The organism is Micromonospora sp. NBC_01796 (genome assembly GCF_035917455.1).
GTDB lineage: Bacteria > Actinomycetota > Actinomycetes > Mycobacteriales > Micromonosporaceae > Micromonospora_G.
On record NZ_CP109078.1, the window covers coordinates 3,678,422 to 3,700,686 of the forward strand.

Genomic DNA, 22,265 nt, shown 5'->3' on the forward strand with positions numbered 1-22,265 from the left:
GTCCAGCGAACGGTTGTTCCCGTCGTCCGTCCTCCCGGCGGCGGGAACAACCGTTCGCCCGTACCGTGCGCATTTGCGGTGGGGGCGTTATGCGAGCGACGTTCGGACAACACCGGATAGCCCGTTTGCGCAGGCGACGAGGCCGAAAATTTACACCGTCCCGTACACCCGGCAGTTCTTGTAACGACACTGTTTCCGCATATGCTCCAGCGCGTCTACCCCCCTTTACGGAGGCTTAGTTTGATGCGCCGGAACAGACGCACGCGCTCACTGAACGCGCTGGGCGTACTCCTCACCACTGGTGCGCTCGGCCTGGCCAGTGGCACCGCCGCGGTGGCCGCCGAACCGACGGCCACCCCGTTCGTCAGCGAAATCCACTACGACAACGCCGGCACCGACTCCGGTGAGGCGATCGAGATCGAGGCACCGGCCGGGTTCGACCTGTCCGGCTGGCAGATCGTGCTCTACAACGGCAACAACGGTGCCGCGTACAACACCCGTACGCTCAGCGGCGTCGTCCCGGCGGCCGGCGTGGTCGTCGCGTCCTACCCGGTCGACGGCATCCAGAACGGTGCCCCGGACGGGATCGCGCTGGTCGCACCCGGTGGCACGGTTGCCGAATACCTCACCTACGAGGGCACCTTCGCCGCCGTCGGCGGGCCGGCCAACGGGCTGACCGGCACCGACATCGGCGTTTCCGAGGGCTCGTCCAGCCCGGTCGGCTTCTCGTTGCAGAAGATCGGCGGGACCTGGCGGGACGCGGCCCAGAACACCTTCGGCGTACGCAACGCCGGTGGCGACCCGGATCCCGACCCCGATCCCGACCCGGTCGGTTGTGACGTCACCGTCGACCGGACCATCGCCCAGGTCCAGGGCACCGGGGACGCGACCCCGCTGGCCGGCACCCGGGTCACCGTCGAGGGCGTGGTGACCGGTGACTACCGCACCGGCGGCTACAACGGCATCTCGGTGCAGAGCGTCGGCAGTGGCGGACGCGCGCCGGCCGCCGGTACCGCCTCCGACGGCATCTTCGTCTACCTGACCACGAACGCCGCGAACCACCCGTCGGTCGCGATCGGCGACCGGATCCGGGTCAGCGGTACGGCCAGCGAATTCAACGGCCTCACCCAGCTCAGCATCGGCGCCGAGGCCGACGTGCAGGTCTGCGAGCAGGGTGTGGCGCTGCCGACCCCGGTCGCGTTCGGCCTGCCCCTCGACCCGGCCGGGCGGGAGTCGGTGGAGTCGATGCTGGTCGCCCCGGTCGGCCCGTACACGGTCTCCGAGGTCTACAACACCAACCGGTACGGCGAGGTCGTGCTCGCCGCCGGTGAGCACGCCGCGGTCATCCCGACCGACCTGGCCCGCCCCGGCACCCCCGAGGCCCAGCAGGTCGCCGCCGCGAACAAGCTCGCCCGGCTGCTGCTCGACGACGGTCGCACCACCAACCTGTCGACGGACAACACCCTGCCGCCGTACTTCTCGCCGACCAGCCCGCTGCGCGTGGGTGACCGGGTCGGTGCGTTCGGCCCGACGGTGCTGTCGTACGGCTTCAACGAGTGGCGGCTCCAGCCGACCACCCCGGTCGACGCGGCCACCCCGCCGGCCGGTCGCACCACCTTCACCTCGACCAACCCGCGTACGGCGGCACCGGAGAACGTCGGCGGGGACCTCCGCCTGGCGAGCTTCAACGTGCTGAACTACTTCGTCCACTTCGGTGGCGAGGCGCGCGGCGCGGACGACGAGGCCGGTCTGCTGAAGCAGGAGGCGAAGATCGTTTCGGCGATCAACGCGCTCGGTGCCGACGTGGTCGCGCTGGAGGAGATCGAGAACTCGGTACGGTTCAACACCGCCGACCCGCAGCAGGCGCTCAAGCGGCTGGTCGCCGCCCTGAACACCGCCGCCGGTGCGGGCACCTGGGACTACGTCCGTACGCCCGCGCAGTTGCCGCCCGCGACCGCGCAGGACTTCATCACCACGGCGATCATCTTCAAGCCGGCGAAGGCCACGCCCAAGGGCGAGTCCCGCTCGGTCAACGACGAGAGCGTCTGGTTCAACGCGCGCGAGCCGATCGCGCAGAGCTTCACCTCCGGTGCGGCCACCTTCACCGTGGTCGCCAACCACCTGAAGTCCAAGAGCACCTCGGACGCGGCGACCGGCGACAACGCCGACGCCGGTGACGGCCAGGGCGCGTTCAACGGTGACCGGGTCCGCCAGGCGCGGGCGCTGGCCACCTTCGTGGACGAGTTGAAGACCAGCAGCGGCAGCGACGACGTGCTCCTGCTCGGCGACTTCAACGCCTACACCCACGAGGACCCGCTCCAGGTCCTCTACGACAAGCAGTACGTCGACCTGAACACCACCGGTGAGGCGAGCTACGTCTTCGGTGGCGAGTCCGGTTCGCTGGACCACGCCATCGCGTCGCCGTCGCTGGCGGCCCGGGTCACCGGGGTCGACGTGTGGCAGATCAACTCGCACGAGTCGTTCGCGTTCGAGTACGACGGACACCCGGCGTTCTACGCGCCGAACCCGTACCGGGCCAGTGACCACAACCCGATCGTGGTCGGCCTCGACACCGCCCCGGCCGGTCCGGTGCAGGTGCAGCTCCTGGGCATCAACGACTTCCACGGTCGGCTCGAGTCGCCGGGCAACGCCCCGGACGGTCGGCCGATCGGCGGAGCCGCCCAGCTCGCCGGCCTGGTCGGTCAGCTCCGTACGGCCAACCCGAACACCGTGTTCGTGTCGGCCGGCGACAACATCGGCGCGTCGACGTTCATCTCGGCCATCGACGGGGACAACCCGACCCTGGACGCGTTGAACATGATGGGCCTGGACGCCGCCTCGGTCGGCAACCACGAGTTCGACAAGGGCTTCGCCGACCTCGCCGGCCGGGTCACCGACCGGGCCGACTTCCCGTACCTCGGTGCGAACGTCTACCGGGGCAACGAGCGGGCCCTGCCCGCGTACGCGGTGAAGACGGTCGGCGGCGTACGCGTCGGCATCGTCGGTGTGGTCACCGAGCAGACCGCGTCGCTGGTCAGCCCGGACGGCATCGCCGGCCTCACGTTCAAGTCGCCGGTTCCGGAGGCCGAGGCGGTCGCCGCCGAGCTGAAGGACGGCAACCCGGCCAACGGCGAAGCCGACGTCGTGGTCCTCGTCGCGCACGAGGGTGCGGCACTGGAGAACATCGCCACCCCGGAGGCGCTCGCCGCCGACCCGGTGTTCGGTGCCTTCGTGCGGGCCAGCGCCGACATCGACGTCATCGTCAGCGGGCACACCCACCAGCCGTACGCCTTCGAGATGCCGATCCCCGGCACGGACCGGCTCCGGCCGGTCGTCGAGGCACAGGAGTACGGCCGCAAGCTCGCCCAGGTGACGCTGAGCGTCGACCCGACGACGAAGGCGGTCACCGCCGCCGACGCCGGCCTGCTCGACGTGGTCGGTGCACCGTCCGACCCGGCGATCGCCCAGCTCGTCGCGACCGCCAAGGCCAACGCCGACGTCCTCGGCCAGCGGCCGCTCGGTGCGATCACCGCCGACATCCGGCGGGCGACCACCAACGGCCAGGAGGACCGGGGCAAAGAGTCGGCTCTCGGCAACTTCATCGCCGACGTGCAGCTCGCCGGCACGAAGGACGCTGGTCGGGGCGGGGCGCAGATCGCCCTGATGAACCCGGGCGGTCTCCGGGCCGACCTGGTGTACGCCCCGGACGGGGTGGTCACCTACTCCGAGGCGTTCTCGGTCCAGCCGTTCTCGAACGACGTGGTGACCAAGAGCTACACCGGGGCCGAGATCAAGCAGGCCCTGGAGCAGCAGTGGCAGCCGGCGGGGGCCTCCCGTCCGCTGCTCTGGCTCGGTGTCTCGAAGGGCTTCACCTACACCTACCTCCCGGACGCCCCGCAGGGCTCGCGGATCACGTCGATGAAGCTCAACGGCGTCGCGATCAACCCGACGGCCAGCTACCGGGTCACGGTGAACTCCTTCCTGGCGGCGGGCGGGGACAACTTCCTCGTCCTGGCAGGCGGCACCAACCGGGTCACCACCGGTGACAACGACCTGACCATGCTGACCGACTACCTCGCCGCGAACTCGCCGGTGACGGCGGACGCGGCGCCGCGTTCCGCGATCGGTCAGCCCGGCCCGCAGTGCACCACGACGATCACCGGCCGCTACAGCAAGCCGCTGACCGTCTCGTCGGGCCTGACCTGCCTGGAGAACGCGAGCGTCTCCGGACCGGTCACGGTCGCCGCCGGGGCGTCGCTGATCAGCACCGGAAGCACCATCTCCGGACCGGTCACGGCCAACCGGCCGGCGCTGTTCACCCTCACCGGGACCACGGTCTCGGGTCCGGTGACGGTGACCGGTGCGACCGGTGCGGTGCTGGTCGAGAAGGGCCGGATCTCCGGCCCGGTCTCGGTGACCAACAACACCGGCGGGGTACGCCTCGACACGCTCACCATCGCCGGCCCGGTCACCGTGACCGGCAGCTCGGGCAGCCAGCCCGTGCTGGTCGCCGGGAACACGGTCAACGGTCCGCTCTCCTGCTCGGGCAACACGCCCGCGCCGGGCAACGACGGCCGGCCGAACACCGTACGCGGTCCGGCGAGCGGGCAGTGCGCCCGGCTCTGACCTGACGACGTACCGAAGCGGTAGCGCACATCCCCGGTCCGGGGTCGCCTTCGACGGCGGCCCCGGACCGGGTCCTTTTCCGGTGTGGCCCGGCCCTCAGGGGTGCCGTGTCCCGGCTCTTTCCGGTGTGTGCCGGCTCTCGAATCCGGCGATCCGGCAAGATTCGGTAAGCGTCCGGTGTTGTTCCCACCTGCGTGCCGCGGCCGGCGGCACCCGTGATCGGGCGGTATCTGACAAGGGAGTCCGACGTGAAGGCCGTTCAGTTCAGCGAGTACGGAGAGCCCGACGTGCTGCGGGTGGCCGAGGTGCCCGAGCCGCATGCCGGGGCGGGTCAGCTCCGGGTGGCGGTACGGGCGGTCGGCGTCAACCCGTGGGAATGGAAGGTACGCAGCGGCGCCATGCAGGGATTCCTACCGCTGACCCTGCCCATCATTCCGGGCAGTGAGGTCGCGGGTGTGGTCGACGAGATCGGCGACGGCATCACCGGTGTCTCGGTCGGGGACGAGGTGTTCGGGTTTGTCGTCGGTGCCGCGTACGCCGAGTACGCCGTGCTGGCGCAGGACCACTTCGCGCACAAGCCGGCCGCCCTGCCCTGGCCGGAGGCGGCGGCGCTGCCGGTCGCGGCCGAGACCGCCGTACGCGCCCTGGACGCGCTCGACCTCGCCGAGGGGCAGACCCTGCTGGTCAACGGTGCCGCCGGTGGGGTCGGACTGGCCGCTGTGCAGTTCGCCATGCAGCGCGGGGCGACCGTGATCGGCACCGCGAGCGAACCGAACCACGACTTCCTCCGCTCGATCGGCGTCACCCCGGTCACCTACGGGGAAGGTCTGGTGCGGCGGGTGCTCGACATCTCCCCGACCGGGGTGGACCGGGCCCTGGACGTGGCCGGCCGGGGCGGTCTGCCCGACCTGATCGAGCTGGCCCACGGCACCGACAACGTGCTCACCGTCGCCGACCCCGAGGCCCAGAAGTACGGCGTACGCTTCGCCGCCAACCGCGCCAAGAACCCGTTCCCGGCCCTGGACCAGGTCGCCCGCCTGATCGAACAGGACAGCTTCACCCTCCCGGTCGCGGAGACCTTCCCGCTGGAGCGGGCCGCCGACGCCCACCGCATCAGCCAGGCCGGTCACATCCGCGGCAAGCTGGTCCTCCTCCCCGCCTGAACCGTCCCGTGACCCCGTAGGAAGGGCAGGGGGCCTTCCTACGGGGTGAGGGCGTGGAAGGCGCCGGCGCGGGTGGCGACGTAGATGCGGCCACGCCAGACGGCCGGGGTCGACTCGATGCAGCCGCCGAGCCTGACCTGCCACAGGGGTTTCGGCATGACCGTGGTGTCGGCGACGTCGTAGGCGTGCAGAACCCCGGCGCAGTCGCCGATCAGCAGGACGTCGTCGACCACCACCGGGGACTGCCAGGTCGGTCCGGGCAGGTCGAACCGCCAGCGGACCGTACCGGTGGCCCGGTCGATGCCGAGCACCTCACCCCCGTTGGTGTCGAAGATGGCCACGTCCCGGTGCAGGGCCGGGGTGCCCCAGGCCCCAGCGGGCCGCCCGTCGGTGTCGTGCACCCGCCAGACCAGCGGGTTGTCGGCCCGGCGGGGATCGAGTTTGACCAGTTGGCCTACCTCGCGGGAGCGGGCGGTGCCTCGCTCGTACTCGGCGCCGACGTAGAGCGCGCCCTCGGCGTCGACCACCACCGTGGCGTCGGTGTCGTCGCCCATCCAGAACCGGAAGACCCGTTTCGGCGTACGGCCCTCCTTCAGCCCGCCGATGTCCCAGCCCTGCACCAGGCCACCGGAGTTGGCGAAGTAGACGGTGTCGCCGTACACGGCGACCGAACTCTCGATCGACACCATCCGGTCGCCGATGTCGCGCAGGAGTTGCGCGTCCCAGCCGGGGGCGTGGAAGACCAGCTTCGGCGCGACCGTCACCTTCCCGTCCGGGCCGTAGCCCCGGTTGAGCTTGACGATGTGGAACTGGCTGTTCTCGCCGCCCTCGAACAGGTAGTCGTCGATGACGATGGCGGAACCGTCCCAGTCGTCGTTCCAGAGCGTCGGTGAGACCGCCCGGGCGGAGAGTTTCCACAGCTCGGTCGGCTTGCCCCGGTCGATCGCGATGATCCGGTAGTAGTTGTCCCGGGACCCGGTGTAGACCAGCGGGAAGGCGTCCGGATCCACCGTGACCGAGCCCTTGATGATGTCGCCGGTGGGGAAGTCGGGCAGGATCCGCTCGCCGGTCACCGCGTCGAGGAAGTGCACCTTGCGGTCGTACGCGCCGAAGACCACCCAGGTCCGCCCGGCCCGTTCGAACACGGCCGGTTGACCGGTCCAGCCGGATCCGCACCACTGCCGGGTGCCCTTGTCGTCGGTGGACTCGGCGCAGAGCCCCCCGCTGCGGGGGAACTTCCACGCCGACTTCGGAGCGGTGCGCGGCAGCGGGCCGGTGCCGTACCAGGTGCGGGTCGGGTTGCCGCGGAAGGTGAGCAGACCGGGGACCTTGTCGCCGTACGGCTGGCCCACCCCGGCCGGGTCCGACCACCGGGTGTCGGGCGCGGCGGTCGCGGTGGGCGCGCTCGCGCCGGCCGTCGCGGACCTTTCCCCGGTCACCCAGGACGACCCGGTACGGTCCGGCGCCGCACCCCGGTCGCAGGAGGCCCCGCCCAGGAGCAGCCCGAGTACGACGATCGCCGCGACGAGGCGGCTCGGGCGCCGATCAGTGGGTGGCCTCATCGGGTCAGTCTGCCCACCGTCCCGCCGGTCGACGCTCATCCCATCCGACTGTTTCGATATCTGCGCTGTCAGTGCATGTCGGACGAACGGACGAGCCCGCGCCGCCGTGGCGCGGGACCTCACCTGTCGCATGCCCTCAGTAGCATTGCGTGCGGATGTGGGTTGGGTCACCACCGACCCGCCGCACCCGGTCGACGAGGGGTGGTGACGATGACACTGACCGAACTGGACACCGATCCGCGGCCGGACCTCGCCGCCGGGCCCGCCCGGCCGGGTGGTCGCCGGCTGCGGGGTGTACGGCGCCGCCGGTTGCGCCGGCTGCTGGTGCCGACTCCCAACCGGTTCGTGCTGGTCGGAATCATGCTGGTGCTGCTGTTCGCGCTGACCGCCGGCATCGCCGGGCTGGCCGCACGGGCCGCCGTCGACGCCGGGGAGGTAATGGTCACCAGCGCCGCCCAGATGAGCGGCAACGCCCAGGCGATGCACCGGTGGCTGGCCGAGGCCGATGCCGCCGCCACCGGTCGGTTTCTCGCCCCACCCGACTCCGGCCAGCGGGTGCAGCTCAACCGCAACTACGAGGACGCGCTCGGCGAGGTACGCCGGCTGCTGGCCGAGTCGGCCGGGCTGACCGGCGGCGACCCGGACCGGGCCACCGGGTTGGCTCGGGTGGCGAACCAGTTGCCGGTCTACACCGACCTCGTCCGGCGGGCCCAGGAGCTGGGCGCGGAGCCGGCCGACAGGCGGCTGGACGCGCTGCTCGGCTCGGCGTACCTGCGGGAGGCGTCCGGCTACCTGCGCGGTGTCCTGCTCCCCGCCGCGCAGCAGCTCTGGGAGGACGAGACGACCAGGCTGAGCGAGGCCCGGCGGGACGGCCAACTCGCCCTGTTCGGGTCGATCGGCATCACCCTGCTCACCCTGGTCCCGCTCTGGTGGAGCCAGCGCTACCTGCGGCGTCGCACCAAGCGCCGGGTCAACCCCGGGCTGGCCTTGGCCACCGCCGCCATGCTCGCCACCACCGGCTGGCTGGTGGTCTCCTGGCGGCACTGGCCGCAGGCCGAGGAGCGGCTGACGGTCGCCGGCCGCAAGCTCGACCAGCACCGGGACCTGATCGAGATCCAGCGCGACGCACTCCGCGCCCGCGCCGACGTCCACCTGCGACTCGGCGGTAACAGCAACCAGTACGGCATGGTGGCCCTCAACGAGCGGTTCCGGCGGGACGCGCACTGCGATTCGACCGTGGCCGGCTTCACCGACCAGATGCGGGTCCTGGTCGGCGTCTGGTGCACGGGCCACGATCGGTACATCGTGGAGAACGAGCGGCTCGGCGCCCACCCGGCGGCGGTTGCCGCAGCACTGCCCGGCGGTGAGGTCGCCACCGCGTTCACCCACTACGACACCGAGCTGACCAAGGAAATCAACCGGGTCGACCGGGAGATCTACCAGGAGCTGACCAACACGCCACCGGCACCGACCTCGCTGGGTGTGGTCACGCTGCTGCTCTGCCTGATCGGCGCCGCCGGGGTGGCGGTCGGCATCGGGGTACGGGTGAGGGAGTACCGATGACGAGTTACCCGACCGGACCGCGCCGCGCCACCGCCGTACTCGCCGTGGTGCTGGTGCTCGCCGGGAGCGGCTGTGCGAGCAGCTACCAGCCGCCGCCGGTGGCTTCGCCGTACCCGGTCGGGGCGCAGCGGCCGGCGCCGACCCCCAGTCCGATCAGCGCGCCCGACTGCGACGCGCGGCTGAGTCTGCGGCCGGATCCGACCCCGCCGGGCAAGTACGTCGAGCAGGGTTACATCCGGGCCGGGGTGGACCAGACGATGACCCGGATGACCTCCCGTAATCCGGCCACCGGGGAGTTCGAGGGCTTCGACATCGAGTTGCTGCACGAGGTCGCCAAGGCGATGTTCCCCGGCAGGGACCCGAAGGAGACGCTACGGTTCGTCGTGGTCACCTCGGGCGAGCGGCAGCAGCGGCTCAACGACGGGACGGTGGACATCGTCGCCGACTCGATGACCGCGACCTGCGCGCGTGCCACGGAGGTCGCCTTCTCCACCGACTATCTCGACTCGGGGCAGACCGTGCTGGTGCGCGGCGACTCCCCGTACCAGGGGATCGGGGACCTGGGCGGCAAGGCGGTCTGTGCGGCGACCGGCACCACCTCGCTGGAGCACACCCGGGCCCGGCCGGAGAAGCCGCTGCCGGTGTCGGTGCCGAACTGGACCGACTGCCTGGTCATGCTGCAACAGAAGCAGGTCGAGGCGATATCCACCGACCACAACGTGCTGCTCGGTCTCCGGGACCTCGACCCGACCACCCGGTTGGTCACCCAACCGCCGTCGCGCCCGACCGGCGACACCTCCTGCGACTGGCACGACGAGCCGAAATCGTCCTGCACCTGGTTCAGCGACGAACCGCACGCGGTCGCCACCCGGCAGGACGACGTCGCCCTGCTCCGGTTCGTCAACCACGTGCTGGAGCAGATCCGGCAGAACGGCAGGTGGGTGCAGATGCACGAGAAGTGGCTGCCGGAGCACCCGGACAACGGGCCGCCCCCGGCCCGCTACGGCCCCAACCTGTCCTGGCCCCCGGGCATGTGAGGACGGAATGGCCGAACCACGCGCACGGGAACATCCGGGAGGACAGCACCAGCCGGAGGTGCAGCATCAGCAGGGCGGGTCGGCTCAGCCGGAGGCGGAACTGCACCGGCTGCGGGCCGAGTGCGCCCGGCTGGCCGGCGCCCTGGTGGTCCGCGACGAAGCGGACGGCTACCGGCAGCTGGAGCGGCCGGACGCCGCCGGGGCGACCGCCCGCGCCTGGCAGGACGTCCAGTGGCGGATCGGAGAGCTCGCCGCCCAGCTCGCCGCCGCCCAGCAGTTGCTCGACCGGGCGGACCTGTTGCGTCAGCGCCGCTTCGCCGGCCCGGTCGAACGGTCGGGCCCGGTCGCCGAGGTGGATCCGGGCGCACCGGCCGGTGACACCGAGCTGTGGGCACTGCTGCGCGGTCCGTGCGAGGTGGTCCTGACCGCGGCCACCGGCGCACCCGTCGAGGTGATCGCTTTGCCCCTGCCGGAGGTGATCGTCCGGGCCGGCGAGCACCACGCCGCGATCCTGGCCGTGGCCGAGGCGGTCGCCGCCGCCCGCGCCACCATGCTCACCCGGCTCGAAACGGTGGTCGGGCGGCTCGCCGAGGTGCGGGGCCGGGCGGCCGGGGTGTCCGTACCGGACGCGCTGATCGAGGGCCTGCAGACCGAGATCGACACACTCCGGCGGTCCGGGGAGCGGGATCCGCTGGGGGCGGCCGACGGGGTGGCCTGGGCCGCCGCCCGGGACCGGCTCGCCGCCAGGATCACCGAACTCGGCGTACGGGTGGGACGGGCCGAGGAGCTGCGCGGCCGGTTGCCGGGCCTGGTGGACGAGTTGCGGCTGCTGATCGGTCGACTCGACGCGGACGAGACCGAGGCGAGACACGCGTGGCGGGGCCTCACCCCGATCCCCGGCGATCCCGAGCCCGGCCCCGATTCCGGCCCACCGGTGCCGCAGGCCGCGACCCTGCGGGTACGGCTGCGCGCGGTCGAACGCCGTTGCCGCCGGGGTGAGTGGTGGGACGCGGTCGACGAGGAGTCCGAGCCGGCCGAGATCGGTGCCGAGGTGACCTCGGCGGCGGAGCAGGCCGCGCGTGCCCGGGACGCGGCCGGGATACGGCGGCGACGCCTCTACGACTACCGGATCGAGCTTCGGGGCCGGCTGGACGCCTTCCAGCGCAAGGCGTTCGGTGCCGGGCGTTCCGAGGACCTGGCCCTGACCGACCTCTACAACGAGGCCCGGCGTCGACTCCGGGCGGATCCGCTCGACGCCCCGGCCGCCGACCGGGCGGTCAACCGGTACCTGCACGCGGTGAACGAGGAGGGTCCGGCATGAACGGCTGTCTCGCCCGCGACTGTCCGGGCGCCGTCGACCTCGACGGCTTCTGCCTCAAGTGGGGCCACCGCTGCGCCGGCCAGTCCGGCGAGGACTCCGCCGGCTCCAACGGGTCGAACGGCGCCGAGGGTGGCTCGGTCGCGGGATCCGGGCCGGTGCGCGGCGGCGCTCCGAGCGCGTTCGCCCGGCCGTCGGTGGCCGCCCGTCCGAGCCGGCCCGCCACCGCACCGCCGGCCTCGGCCGGAGCGGATCGGCGGGCGGGACCGAGTGGTCCGGACCCGGTCGGGGTCAGCTCGGGTGGTGCCGGCTGGCGTACGGGGTCGGGCAGCGGGTCGACCGGTGGCGGCTCCGGTGGGGGCGCGGGCGCCCGACCGGGCGGAGGACCACCACCCGGCTTCGGCGGCGGGACCCGGCGCTGGTTCGGGCTGGTCGAGATGCCGGTGGTCCCGCCACGGGATCCGCTCACCGCGATCCGGGCCGAGCACGCCGTACCCGAACACGCCCGGATCTGTGCCCGGTCCTCCTGCCGGCGACCGGTCGGCCGGACCGACGGCACCGACTCCGGCATCACCACCGGCTACTGCCCGCACTGCGGCACCCCGTTCTCGTTCGTTCCGCCGCTGCACGACGGTGACGTGATCAAGCAGCGGTACCGGATCCGGGGCTGCATCGGTTACGGCGGGATGGGCTGGATCTTCGCCGCCCGGGACGAGGACATGGACGCGAGCTGGCGGGTGCTCAAGCGCCAGCGGGCCGCCGAGGACGCCACCGCCGCCGAGGCGTTCGTCGGGGAACGGCGGGCACTGATCGCCCTGGACCACCCGAACATCGTCAAGATCTACGACTTCGTGCCGCCGGAGGCGGGCGACGGTACGCCGTACATCGTGATGGAGTTCGTGGGCGGGCAGTCGCTGGACGAGATGCGACCGCGCCCGTCCGGCTGGGGCGTACCGGGGCCGCTGCCGTTGCCGCAGGTGCTGGCGTACGGGCTGGCCATCCTGGACGCCTTCGAGCACCTGCACGAGCAGGACTGGCTCTACTGTGACCTGAAGCCGGACAACGTCATGCACGTCGGCAACCGGCTCAAGCTGCTCGACCTCGGTGCCGCCCGCCGCGCCGACGACCTGGACAGCCCGCTGCTGGGCACCCGTGGTTTCGAGGCGCCCGAGGTGCACAGGCACGGGGCGCGGGCCGCCTCGGTCCGCTCCGACCTCTACACCGTCGGGCGCACCCTCGGGGCGCTCAGCCTGGCCGCCAACACCAGCCAGTACGTGAGCCGGTTCCCGGACGGGCGGCTGCCGGACGCGGTGCCGCAGTTGCTCGACGAGCACGAGTCGTACCGCCGACTGCTGGCCCGGTCGACCCACCCGGAGCCGGGCCGCCGGTTCGGTTCGGCCGACGAGATGTACGCGCAGGTGCACGGCGTACTCCGGCAGGTGCTCGCGGAGCAGGGGCAGGAGGTGCCGCCCACGGCGTCCACCCTGTTCGGGCTCGCGCCCCGCCCGTTCGGCGCGTACGACGATCTGACCACGCCGGTGCCGGCGGCGATGGTGGCCACCGCGCTCCCGGCGCCGCTGATGGATCTCGCCGATCCCGGTGCCGGTTTTCTCGGCTCGGTCGGCGCGGTCCAGCCGGCGGAGCTGATCGGCCTGCTCGGTCGGGCACCGGAACGCAGCCGGGACGTGCTGCTCCGGCTGACCCGGGCCTACCTCGACGCCGGGCAGCCCGAGTTGGCCGCCGGCACCCTGACCGAGCTGGCCGCCCGGCCGGACGCCCCGGTCGACGACTGGCGGCTGGACTGGCACCACGGGCTGGTCGCCCTGGCCTCGGGCGACATCGGCGCCGCCCGCCAGCACTTCGACACCGTGTACGGGCTGCTGCCCGGCGAACTGCCGGCCCGACTCGGGTACGCGGTGACCAGCGAACTCGACGGCGACCTGCCCACGGCCGAGCGGCACTACGCGGCGGTCTGGGCCACCGAGCGCTCGTCGTTGAGCGCGCTGTTCGGGCTGGCCCGTACCCGGTTGGGGCAGGGTGACCGGCGGGGGGCCGCAGCGGCCCTGGACGAGGTTCCGGAGACGGCCAGTTACCGGGTGCCGGCGCAGGTCGCGAAGGTCAGGGCGCTGCTGTCCGGTGCCCGGGTGGCGGATCCGGCCGAGGTCGACCTGGTGGACGCCGCCGTCGCGGCGGAGGCGATCGACCTGACCGGGGCCGCCCGGGACAGCCTCACCGCCGAGGTGCTGGAGGTGGCGCTCGCCTGGGCGGTGCCGCGCCAGCCGGCCGGCACGGAACAGGTGTTCGGGGTGCCGCTGGCCGAGGAGCGGCTGCGGGAGCGGCTGGCCGAGGTCTACCGCTCGCTGGCCCGGCAGAGTGTGTCGCGCCAGGAGCGGGTCGCCCTGGTGGACCGGGCCAACCAGGTACGTCCCTGGACCTGGCTGTGAACCTCCGTACCCGCGCAGTGCCGCGCCGTCTCTGCCCGCTTCGATCCGGGGAGGTGCGCCGGTGAGCGCTGGCCCGAGCTTCGACATCAGCACCCACTACGAGATGTACCTGCCGACCGAGGGGACCCTGGTGGACGTGGTCGCCACCGTCCGCTCGACCGGCGCGGCGGCCGGGGACGGTGGGTCCGGACTGGTGGCGCCGCACCTCGCCGAGGTGATCCTGCTGGACTGTTCGGGTTCGATGGGGTCACCGACGAGCAAGCTGATCCAGGCTCGTCGGGCGGCGATCGCGGCCATCGACGCGCTGCCGGACGGGGTCCGGTTCGCCGTGGTGGCGGGGACCCACACCGCGGAGATGATCTATCCGGGGACGGCCCGGTTGATGGTTGCCGGGGACACCACCCGGACCGCCGCCAAGGAGGCGCTGCGCCGTACCGGTGCCGGTGGCGGTACGGCGATGAGCAGGTGGCTCCGGTTGGCGGCCCGAATCTTCGACGAGGCGCCGGGCAGCGTACGGCACGCGATCATGCTCACCGACGGGCGTAACGAGAGCGAACCCGTCACCGAGTTGGACGCGATCCTGGGCGAGTGCGCCGGTCACTACACGGTGGACTGCCGGGCGATCGCCGAGCGGCCGGGGGTGCACGCCTGGCGGGGCACCGAGCTGATTCGGATCGCCGACGCGCTCGGCGCGAACCCGGTGGTGCCGGTGGAGGACCTGGACCGTCTCTCCGCCGAGTTCACCCAGCTCATCGCGGGCGCCCTGGGTCAGCGGACGGCGGACGTCCGGTTGCGCGTACGGACGTCGGCGCTGGCCGGGGTCCGGTTCGTCAAGCAGGTGTACCCGACCATCGCCGACCTCGCCGAGCTGGCCCAACCGGTCGACGGCCAGACCACCGACTATCCGATCGGGTCGTGGGGCGAGGGGCACCGGGATTACCACATCGGGCTGGCGGTGCAGCCGATGGCGGCCAACGAGACCCGCCGGGTGGCCTGGCTGAGCCTGCTGGTGCCGGGCGTGGCCGAGCCGGCCGACGTGCTGCCCGACCAGGACCGGCCGGCCGGGGTCGGGATCGCGGAGGTCGGGCAGACGGCGGTGGCGGTGGAGTGGACGGAGGACATCGCCCGCTACACGGGGATCAACCCGACGGTGGCCCACTACACCCGGCAGCAGGAGCTGGCGGCGGCGATCCGGGCCGCCTGGGAGGCGTTCGACGAGCGCCGGCTCGCCGACGCCGAGGCGTTGATGGGGCGGGCGGTGGCGTTGGCGCACGCCGCCGGTGCGCACGACAAGCTGGCCGTCTTCGACCGGGTGGTGAAGATCGAGGACGCCGCGTCGGGACGGGTGCGGCTCCGGCCGGACGTCGACCCCGGCCACTGGCAGGTGCCGACCGTCACCGGCCACCACACCCGTTCCTGGGACACCGCCGGTCCGACCGGTCTCAGCGGCCCGAACGACGGGCGCGACAACGGCGCGTCCGGTCCCGTACCGCTCGGTGGGGTGCCGGGTCCACGCTCGCCGGAGGTGGAGGTCGCCCCGCTGCCGGACGAGTGCCCGGAGTGCCGGACCCGCCGCCGGGGGCGGTTCTGCGAGCGGTGCCGGTACGACTTCCACGCGAGCCGGACCGGCTGATGGCCTTCGACCTCTTCGAGTGGCTGGAGCGGTTCGACAACATCTCGTCGATCGTGGTCAGCACGATCGCCGTACTGGCGATGATCGGGGGCAGTGCCGCCTGGCAGCGCCGCCGGCCGGGCCGGACCGCGGTGACCACGGAATCGGTACGCGCACTGGTGGCCGCCCAGCGCGACGCGGTACCGGCGCACGCGTACCAGTTCCTCGACGGTTCGGTCTCCTCGCTCTCCGCGATCTACGTACGGCAACGGGTCGCGCCGGGTGCCGGTCCGATCGGGCCGGTCCCGGCGTTCGAGGCCGACCGGCTGCTCCGTACCGACCCGCACCTGTTGCTGGTCGGACCGGCGGGCAGCGGCAAGACCACCTTCGTCGGGCACGCGGTGCGGGAACTGGCGCGCGGTTTCACCGGCACCGGGACCGGTCGAGGTCGGGCCGGGGCGCCGGAGCAGGTCGGGTTGGCGCTGTCGGCGACCGCCCTGGTCGACCGGTCGTTGCCGGAGGCGCTGGCCGAGGCGTACCGGTTCGGGCTGCCGACCGTGTTGACGGGGCAACCACCGGGGCGGTCCGGGCGGTGGCTGGTGCTGGTCGACGGGGTGGACCGGATCACCGATCCGAACGTCCGGTCACGGGTCCTGGGGCAGTTGCGGGAGTGGGCGGCCCGGGTGGACCACCCGTACCGGCTGCTGCTCACCACCCGCCCGCTGGCGGCGGAGGAGACAACCGCGCTGCGGACGTACTTCGCCGAGCATCGCCTGCTGCCGTTCGACCCGGCCGACCTGTCGGTGTTCGCCGAGCGCTGGTTCCGGGACCGGGTGGCCGACCCGGAGCGGGCCGATCGCGACCGGGACCGGTTCCGGGTGGAGCTGGACCGGGTCGACCTGGCCGAGCTGACCGGCAACCCGTTGCTGGTCACGCTCGCGGCGTTGAGCTGGGAGGGCCGGTCGGGGGTGTTGCCGCCGGGGCCGGCGGAGCTGCTGGACCGGTTCGTCCCGCACCTGGTCGAGAGCGGTGCCGCCGCGGTCGAGGAGACCGGCGCCGCGCTGGGCCGCCGGGGCGGTTCGGGTACGGCGGTCGCCGCCTGGCTGGACGAGCAGGTCGAGGGCCTGTGCGAGGCTGCCGCGGCGGGCTGGCTGCGCGACCGTGCCGCGGTTTCGGCGGCGGTCGGCTGGACCAACGAGTACGCCCCGGTCCCGCCCGGTGGGCTGCTGCGGGACTGGCCCGGTCGGGTCCGTGCCCTGCTCGTCGCCACCGGGTTGTACGTCCCGCGTGGCGCCGACGCCGACCCGCTGACCCGGGCGGTGGCGGAGTACCTGGCGGCGGGGCCGGTGGCCCGGTCCTGGCAGGAGCCGGAGTGGTTGGCGCTGATGGCCGACCCGTCGACCCGTGGGACGGCGGTGTACGCGCTGGCGCGGGCGGGTCGGGCGACCGAGTCGACGCTGACCCGGTTGGCCGCCGGAACCGGTGCGCAGGTGCTCGCCTCCGGGCATCTGCTCGGCGCCGGGATCCCGATGTCGGACGGGGTACGGGACAAGGTCCTGGCCGAGTTGTTGCGGCACTGGCAGGCCGGTGAGCGCCCGTTGGCCGCCGACTGCCTGGCGGTGCTGGCCGAACTCGCCGTGGCGCCGGTGATCCGGCGGGCGGTGTTCGGGATCTCCGCCGATCCGCGTTGGCCACGTCAGGTGCGCTCGGCAGCCACCACCTTCGCTGCCGTGCCGGCCCTGCACCGCCCCGCGCCGGATTGAGGCGTCCTCGGGACGGCGTTTTTGCCACCGGACAGAGAGGACAAAAGCGACAATGGACCGATGGCCAGTGCCGGACCTGTGCGCAAGCCGGAGGATCCGAAGCAGCCGGCGTTCCTGGAGCTGTTCTTCGACCTGGTCTACGTCTTCGCGCTCATCCAAGTCACCCACCTACTGATCGACAACCTCACCTGGTGGAGCGCCTTCGAGGCGCTCGTGCTGTTCCTCGCCCTCTGGTGGATCTGGGTGGGTACGGCGTGGCTGACCGACCAGTTCGATCCGCAGCACCCGTCCGTCCAGCTCTACGTCATCCTGGTGATGCTGGGCATCCTGCTGATGGCGATCGTGGTGCCCGACGGGCTTGCCGGGCACGGAATCTTCTTCTCCCTGGTGTACCTCGCGATCAGTTTCGGCCGGGGAATCTTCATCGTGATCACCGCGCGGGGCACCAAACTTCCGGAGAGGGCCCTACGGGCGGCCTTCTGGGCCGCGCTGTCCGCCATCTTCTGGATCACGGGCGGGTTCACCCACGGTTGGACCCGGGGGGTGCTGTGGTTGGTCGCGTTGGGTGTGGACTACGTGTCGGCGGCGTTCCGGTGGCCGACCCCGGGGCTCGGCCGTGCGCCCGGCTGGGAACTGGCGATCGCGGAAACCCACCTTGCCGAGCGGTACCGGCAGGTGTTCATCGTCGCGCTCGGCGAGATCGTCCTGACCATGGGACTGACCTTCTCCGATGGCGACTTCGCGGGATTCACGTTCGACCGGACCACCGTCCTGGTGCTGTCGTTCGCGAGCACGGCGCTGATCTGGCGGCTCTACATCTACCGCGCCGGCGCCCAGTTGGGACCGGCCATCGCCGCCTCCCCCCATCCGCACCGCCTCAGTCAACAGGCGTCGTACCTGCACATGGTCATGGTGGCCGGGGTCATCCTGACCGCCGTCGGCTTCACGCTCATCATCGAACACCCGACCAGCCAGGCACCGCCGGCCTGGATAGCGGGCATCACCGGGGGGCCCGCTCTGTTCCTGGCCGGACGCTCGGGTTTCGAACACCTCGTCTTCGGTCGGGTGACCCGACCGCGAGTGATCGGCATCGTCGTCCTCGCCGGCATCTCGCCCGTCGTGGTCTTCATGCCGCCGGAGATCGCCTCCGCGGCCGCGACGCTCGTCCTTGCCGTGGTTGCCGGGCTCGACACCCTTCATCACCGACGTCATCCGCCCAGGGTGCCGGCGCGGGCGAACTGACCCTTGCGTACGGGGGCCGGCGCGATCCACCGGCTCCCGTACGGGACGGTCAGAAGGCGTGGGTGACGGTGAGGGTGATGTTGGAGCAGGAGGCGGCCCGGCTGGTGAGGGCGTTCTTCTCGGCGGTGTCGACGGTGAGCCGCCAGCGGGTCTTCACCGCCACCCACTCGCCGATGTAGCGGCAGAGCTCGCGGGTCGGCACCCAACTCGCCGGGTCCTGGTCACCCTTGGACTGGTTCACGTTGTCCGTCACCGCGACCAGCGCCCGTACGTCGCCCATGTCGTTGGCGTACGACTGGCGCCGGGAGGTGGTCCAGGAGCGGGCGCCGGAGTCCCACGCCTCGGCCAGCGCCACCATGTGGTCGATGTCCAGGTCGGACGGGTTGGTCCAGTAGGCCCCGTCGTAGTACGAGAACCACCGGCCGCCGGTGAGGGAGCAGCCCGAGCCGACCGACGGGTTGGTGGTGGCCTCGGCGATCAGGACCTCGTAACGGGTGTTGCAGCCGTCGCCGTCGGCGTCGACCCAGTGCGGGAAGAGGTCGCGGTTGTAGCCGGTCCGGATCTCGGAGGCGACCGGCAGGTTCGCGACCATCGTGCGCAGCGGCTGGGAGACGGTCGCGGCCTGGGCCGGGTTGGCGAGACCGAGGACGGCGAGGGTGGCGGTGGCCAGCAGGGTGGTGGCCCAGCGCAGGGGGGTACGGGTCATCACGGCTCCATCTGTGGGGGCAGTTGATCTGCCTGACCCCTATATAGACGTAGCTGGATTTCGTTTGGACCCACCCACCATGAACGATGGTTAAATTTCCACCCTGTTTCCGTCCTCGGTCCCGCCGACCCGGTCAGCCGGTCGCGACCAGCGAATCCGTCGGCGACGTACGCGGCTTCGGGGTCTTGCTGGTGAGCTGGAACCAGAACGAGCCGTAACCCGGCAGGGTGAGCTGGTACGGCCGGCTGCTGATCAGCGGGAACGTCGTCTGCCCGGTCAACTCCACCGGCAGGTGACCGATGAACCGGCTGCCCAGCGGCAACTGCGCCGGCTGCGGATGGCGGGACAGGTTGTGTACGCAGAGCACCACCTCGTGCCCGTCCGGCCCGTCGTACTCGCGCAGGAAGGCGAGCACGGTGGAGTTCTTGCCACCGAGGTCACGGAAGGAGCCCAGGGCGAGCGCGGGATGCTGCTTGCGTACGGCGATCATCTGCCGGGTCCACTGCAACAGCGACGCCGGCTGTTCGAGCTGACGCTCCACGTTGACCGCCTGGTACCCGTACACCGGGCCCTGGTTGACCGGCAGGAACAGCGCGCCGGGGTCGGCGTTGGAGAAGCCGCCGTTGCGGTCCGGCGACCACTGCATCGGGGTACGGACCCCGTTGCGGTCGCCCAGCCACACGTTGTCGCCCATGCCGATCTCGTCGCCGTAGTAGAGCACCGGCGAGCCGGGCAGCGAGAGCAGGAGCGAGGTGAACAGCTCGATCTGGTTCCGGTCGTTGTTGACCAAGGGAGCCAGCCGGCGGCGGATGCCCAGGTTCACCCGCATCCGGGGGTCCTTGGCGTACTCGTCGTAGAGGTAGTCGCGTTCCTCGTCGGTGACCATCTCCAGGGTCAGCTCGTCATGGTTGCGCAGGAAGGTGCCCCACTGGCAGCCCTGCGGGATCTGCGGGGTCTGGGCGATGATCTCCGAGATCGGAAAACGGGACTCGCGGCGTACCGCCATGAAGATCCGGGGCATCACCGGGAAGTGGAACGCCATGTGGCACTCGTCGCCGCCGGCCTCCGGATCACCGAAGTAGTCGACCAGGTCGGCGGGCCAGAGGTTCGCTTCGGCCAACAGGACCCGGCCGGGGAACTCCTCGTCCACGGTCTTGCGCAGCCGTTTCAGGTACGCGTGCGTCTCCGGCAGGTTGGCGCAGTCGGTCCCCTCCCGCTCGTAGAGGTAGGTGACCGCGTCCAGCCGGAACCCGTCGATGCCGAGCCCCAGCCAGTAGCGCACCACGTCGAGCATGGTCTCGCGTACCACCGGGTTGTCGTAGTTCAGGTCCGGTTGGTGGGCGAAGAAGCGGTGCCAGTAGAACTGCTGCCGGACCGGATCGTAGGTCCAGTTCGACGGCTCGCTGTCGCAGAAGACGATCGGGACCTGCGCGTACTCGGTGTCGGTGTCCCGCCAGACGTAGAAGTCCCCGTACGGGCCGGTCGGATCCTGCCGGGACTGCTGGAACCACTCGTGCGTGTCGGAGGTGTGGTTCAGCACCAGGTCGGTGATCACCCGGATGCCCCGGCTGTGCGCCTCGTCGATCAGCGTCACGAAATCGTCGATGGTCCCGAACTCGGGGGCGACGCTCAGGTAGTCGCGGATGTCGTACCCGCCGTCGCGGCGGGGGGAGTCGTAGAACGGTGGCAGCCAGAGGCAGTCGACGCCGAGCCACTTCAGGTAGTCCAGCTTGGTGGTCAGGCCGGGCAGGTCCCCGAAGCCGTCCCCGCTGGCGTCGAAACACGCCTGGACGAACATCTCGTAGAAGATCGCCCGCTGGTACCACCGCGGTTCGACCGGCATTTCACGAGCCTGCCGCCGGTTGGTGGCCGGCGTCGGTAGTACGGGCATCTGCCTGGACAGCAGCCCCAGATCCTGGTCCGTGGACGGGATCGTCAGCGCGTTGACGCGCTCAGCTAGATCGGACATGGTTCTCCTCCGGGGTTCCAAGATGGAGGGCCCGCAGGTTCGACAGTCGGCGCACCCGCGGGTCACGCGGGAAGGAATCGCCGGCATCGGTGACGGCGGGTTCACCGCCCGTTCATCCGCTTCAACCGGGGCTGACGATCAGCGGTAACGCCGATGTTTCAGTAGCGAATCCGACGATCGAGGCGGGCCCGGGCGGTGATCGCCCCACACCCCCTCCCACCAGCGCGTACGCGCGCTGAACGGGCGCTGCGACGCGTCCCGGAGGTGAGCCGTGTCGTGCCATTGTATGGGCGTTAGACCTATTTGTACCTTCTGTGCGCACGGGCGGCGGTCGGAAATCTGACTGAACATCACCCGTTGTGTTCGGTGAACAGGCATGGTTAAGCTCATCGTGCGCGCCCCAATCGCCCGCTTCCCCCGTGGCAGGCGATCGGGGCGCGCACCTATTTCCCGGCCCCCACCCCGGATCCGGGGCTCACGCGAGTGAAGCCCAACCAAGCACTTTCCGCCCTAGACCGACGCGTCGTCGGGGCGGCGGGGCGGGTGGTTGGCCCGGTGGCGGCGGACGGCGTCGCGGTTCGCGCAGGCGGGGGAGCAGTAGCGCTGACGGCCGTTGCGAGAGGTGTCGGCGTAGATGGTGGTGCAACCGGTGCGGGCACAGCGACCGAGCCTGCCCATGCCCCGGCCGGCGAGGTGCAGCGCGGTGCCGACCCCGACCAGGGCCCGCAGCACGGTTGCCAACGGCACCCCGTCGTCGCGGTAGTGCAGATGCCAACCGGTGCCCTCGTGGTCGGAGAGCCGGGGGTACGCCGACGCCGCCGCCAGCAGTGCGTTGACGAGCCCGGCCCGGCGCACCTCGTCCGGCGCGTCCACGATCGCGCACCACCGGTCGAGCAACTCCGACGCCGCCGCGAGGTCCCGGTCGTCGACCGCCATGTCGATCACCAGGCCGGCGGCGCGGCAGCGCCGTACCAGGTCGACGGTTGACGTCGGGCGGTTGTTGGCCAGGTCGACGGCGAGGCGTACCGCGTCCTGCCCGTAAGGGTTGAGATGCACAATGGCATTACATCAGGCTCGGGTACGTGAACACCGAAGACGATCACCGCTGGCGTACCCGTTCCCGTCACCGTACGAGCGAGGGTGTGGTCACGTACCAGTCCTGCCATTGCGGGCTATGGCGACTACTCAACGTAATCGTGTCGGAGTGGCCCTATCCGGCCGGATCGGACCCGGCGGTGTTCGAGTTATCCGTTCCCGGTC

The 22,265-nt window shown here is 71.5% G+C and carries 13 protein-coding genes; 9 read left to right on the top strand and 4 right to left on the bottom strand.

Translation table 11 applies throughout. The features are described 5' to 3' along the window. Positions 1–243: 243 nt before the first annotated feature. Entirely contained in the window at positions 244–4,626 is a 4,383-nt protein-coding gene (locus tag OIE47_RS17050) for an ExeM/NucH family extracellular endonuclease (RefSeq protein ID WP_326562459.1), read from the top strand. Between the two features lie 248 nt (positions 4,627–4,874). Beyond that, entirely contained in the window at positions 4,875–5,789 is a 915-nt protein-coding gene (locus OIE47_RS17055) for an NADP-dependent oxidoreductase (RefSeq protein WP_326562460.1), read from the top strand. Positions 5,790–5,827: 38 nt separating this feature from the next. On the opposite strand, the gene OIE47_RS17060 is transcribed toward OIE47_RS17055, so the two are convergent. Next, positions 5,828–7,351: an outer membrane protein assembly factor BamB family protein gene (locus OIE47_RS17060; protein WP_326562461.1), complete on the bottom strand. Its 1,524-nt coding sequence runs from the start codon at positions 7,349–7,351 to the stop codon at positions 5,828–5,830. Positions 7,352–7,561: 210 nt separating this feature from the next. On the opposite strand from OIE47_RS17060, the gene OIE47_RS17065 reads away from it, so the two are divergent. The 7 genes from OIE47_RS17065 to OIE47_RS17095 all read left to right on the top strand — a co-directional run bounded on the left by OIE47_RS17065 (position 7,562) and on the right by OIE47_RS17095 (position 18,330). Further along, positions 7,562–8,914, top strand: a complete 1,353-nt coding sequence (locus OIE47_RS17065) for a hypothetical protein (protein ID WP_326562462.1) — start codon at positions 7,562–7,564, stop codon at positions 8,912–8,914. Further along, positions 8,911–9,951, top strand: a complete 1,041-nt coding sequence (locus tag OIE47_RS17070) for a transporter substrate-binding domain-containing protein (protein ID WP_326562463.1) — start codon at positions 8,911–8,913, stop codon at positions 9,949–9,951. The genes OIE47_RS17065 and OIE47_RS17070 overlap by 4 nt, the downstream gene beginning before the upstream one ends. Before the next feature lie 58 nt (positions 9,952–10,009). Beyond that, complete coding sequence (locus tag OIE47_RS17075) at positions 10,010–11,272, top strand: hypothetical protein (RefSeq protein WP_326562464.1); 1,263 nt, start codon at positions 10,010–10,012, stop codon at positions 11,270–11,272. Continuing rightward, a complete protein-coding gene (locus OIE47_RS17080) occupies positions 11,269–13,713 on the top strand; it encodes a serine/threonine-protein kinase (protein WP_326562465.1) in 2,445 nt (814 codons plus the stop codon). The genes OIE47_RS17075 and OIE47_RS17080 overlap by 4 nt, the downstream gene beginning before the upstream one ends. 61 nt (positions 13,714–13,774) lie before the next feature. Further along, entirely contained in the window at positions 13,775–15,346 is a 1,572-nt protein-coding gene (locus tag OIE47_RS17085) for a vWA domain-containing protein (RefSeq protein ID WP_326562466.1), read from the top strand. After that, positions 15,310–17,088, top strand: coding sequence for an NACHT domain-containing protein (locus tag OIE47_RS17090; protein ID WP_326562467.1), 1,779 nt, complete (start codon positions 15,310–15,312; stop codon positions 17,086–17,088). Before OIE47_RS17085 ends, OIE47_RS17090 begins: the two co-directional genes overlap by 37 nt. A 60-nt stretch (positions 17,089–17,148) precedes the next feature. Then, a complete protein-coding gene (locus OIE47_RS17095) occupies positions 17,149–18,330 on the top strand; it encodes a low temperature requirement protein A (protein WP_326562468.1) in 1,182 nt (393 codons plus the stop codon). A 49-nt stretch (positions 18,331–18,379) separates the two neighbouring features. Here OIE47_RS17095 and OIE47_RS17100 read toward each other — a convergent pair whose 3' ends face one another. From OIE47_RS17100 to OIE47_RS17110, 3 genes are all read right to left on the bottom strand, one after another. After that, a complete protein-coding gene (locus OIE47_RS17100) occupies positions 18,380–19,036 on the bottom strand; it encodes an HNH endonuclease family protein (protein WP_326562469.1) in 657 nt (218 codons plus the stop codon). Between the two features lie 133 nt (positions 19,037–19,169). Next, complete coding sequence (gene treS, locus OIE47_RS17105) at positions 19,170–21,005, bottom strand: maltose alpha-D-glucosyltransferase (RefSeq protein ID WP_326562470.1); 1,836 nt, start codon at positions 21,003–21,005, stop codon at positions 19,170–19,172. A 510-nt stretch (positions 21,006–21,515) separates the two neighbouring features. Beyond that, positions 21,516–22,061, bottom strand: a complete 546-nt coding sequence (locus OIE47_RS17110) for a CGNR zinc finger domain-containing protein (protein ID WP_326562471.1) — start codon at positions 22,059–22,061, stop codon at positions 21,516–21,518. Positions 22,062–22,265: the final 204 nt, after the last annotated feature.

Bases quoted from the DNA above. Each gene is read 5' to 3' on its own strand.
- OIE47_RS17050 (WP_326562459.1), top strand. From the start codon at position 244: ATGCGCCGGAACAGACGCACGCGCTCACTGAACGCGCTGGGCGTACTC.
- OIE47_RS17060 (WP_326562461.1), bottom strand. From the start codon at position 7,351: ATGAGGCCACCCACTGATCGGCGCCCGAGCCGCCTCGTCGCGGCGATC.
- OIE47_RS17065 (WP_326562462.1), top strand. From the start codon at position 7,562: ATGACACTGACCGAACTGGACACCGATCCGCGGCCGGACCTCGCCGCC.
- OIE47_RS17070 (WP_326562463.1), top strand. From the start codon at position 8,911: ATGACGAGTTACCCGACCGGACCGCGCCGCGCCACCGCCGTACTCGCC.
- OIE47_RS17080 (WP_326562465.1), top strand. From the start codon at position 11,269: ATGAACGGCTGTCTCGCCCGCGACTGTCCGGGCGCCGTCGACCTCGAC.
- OIE47_RS17095 (WP_326562468.1), top strand. From the start codon at position 17,149: ATGGCCAGTGCCGGACCTGTGCGCAAGCCGGAGGATCCGAAGCAGCCG.
- OIE47_RS17100 (WP_326562469.1), bottom strand. From the start codon at position 19,036: ATGACCCGTACCCCCCTGCGCTGGGCCACCACCCTGCTGGCCACCGCC.
- treS (WP_326562470.1), bottom strand. From the start codon at position 21,005: ATGTCCGATCTAGCTGAGCGCGTCAACGCGCTGACGATCCCGTCCACG.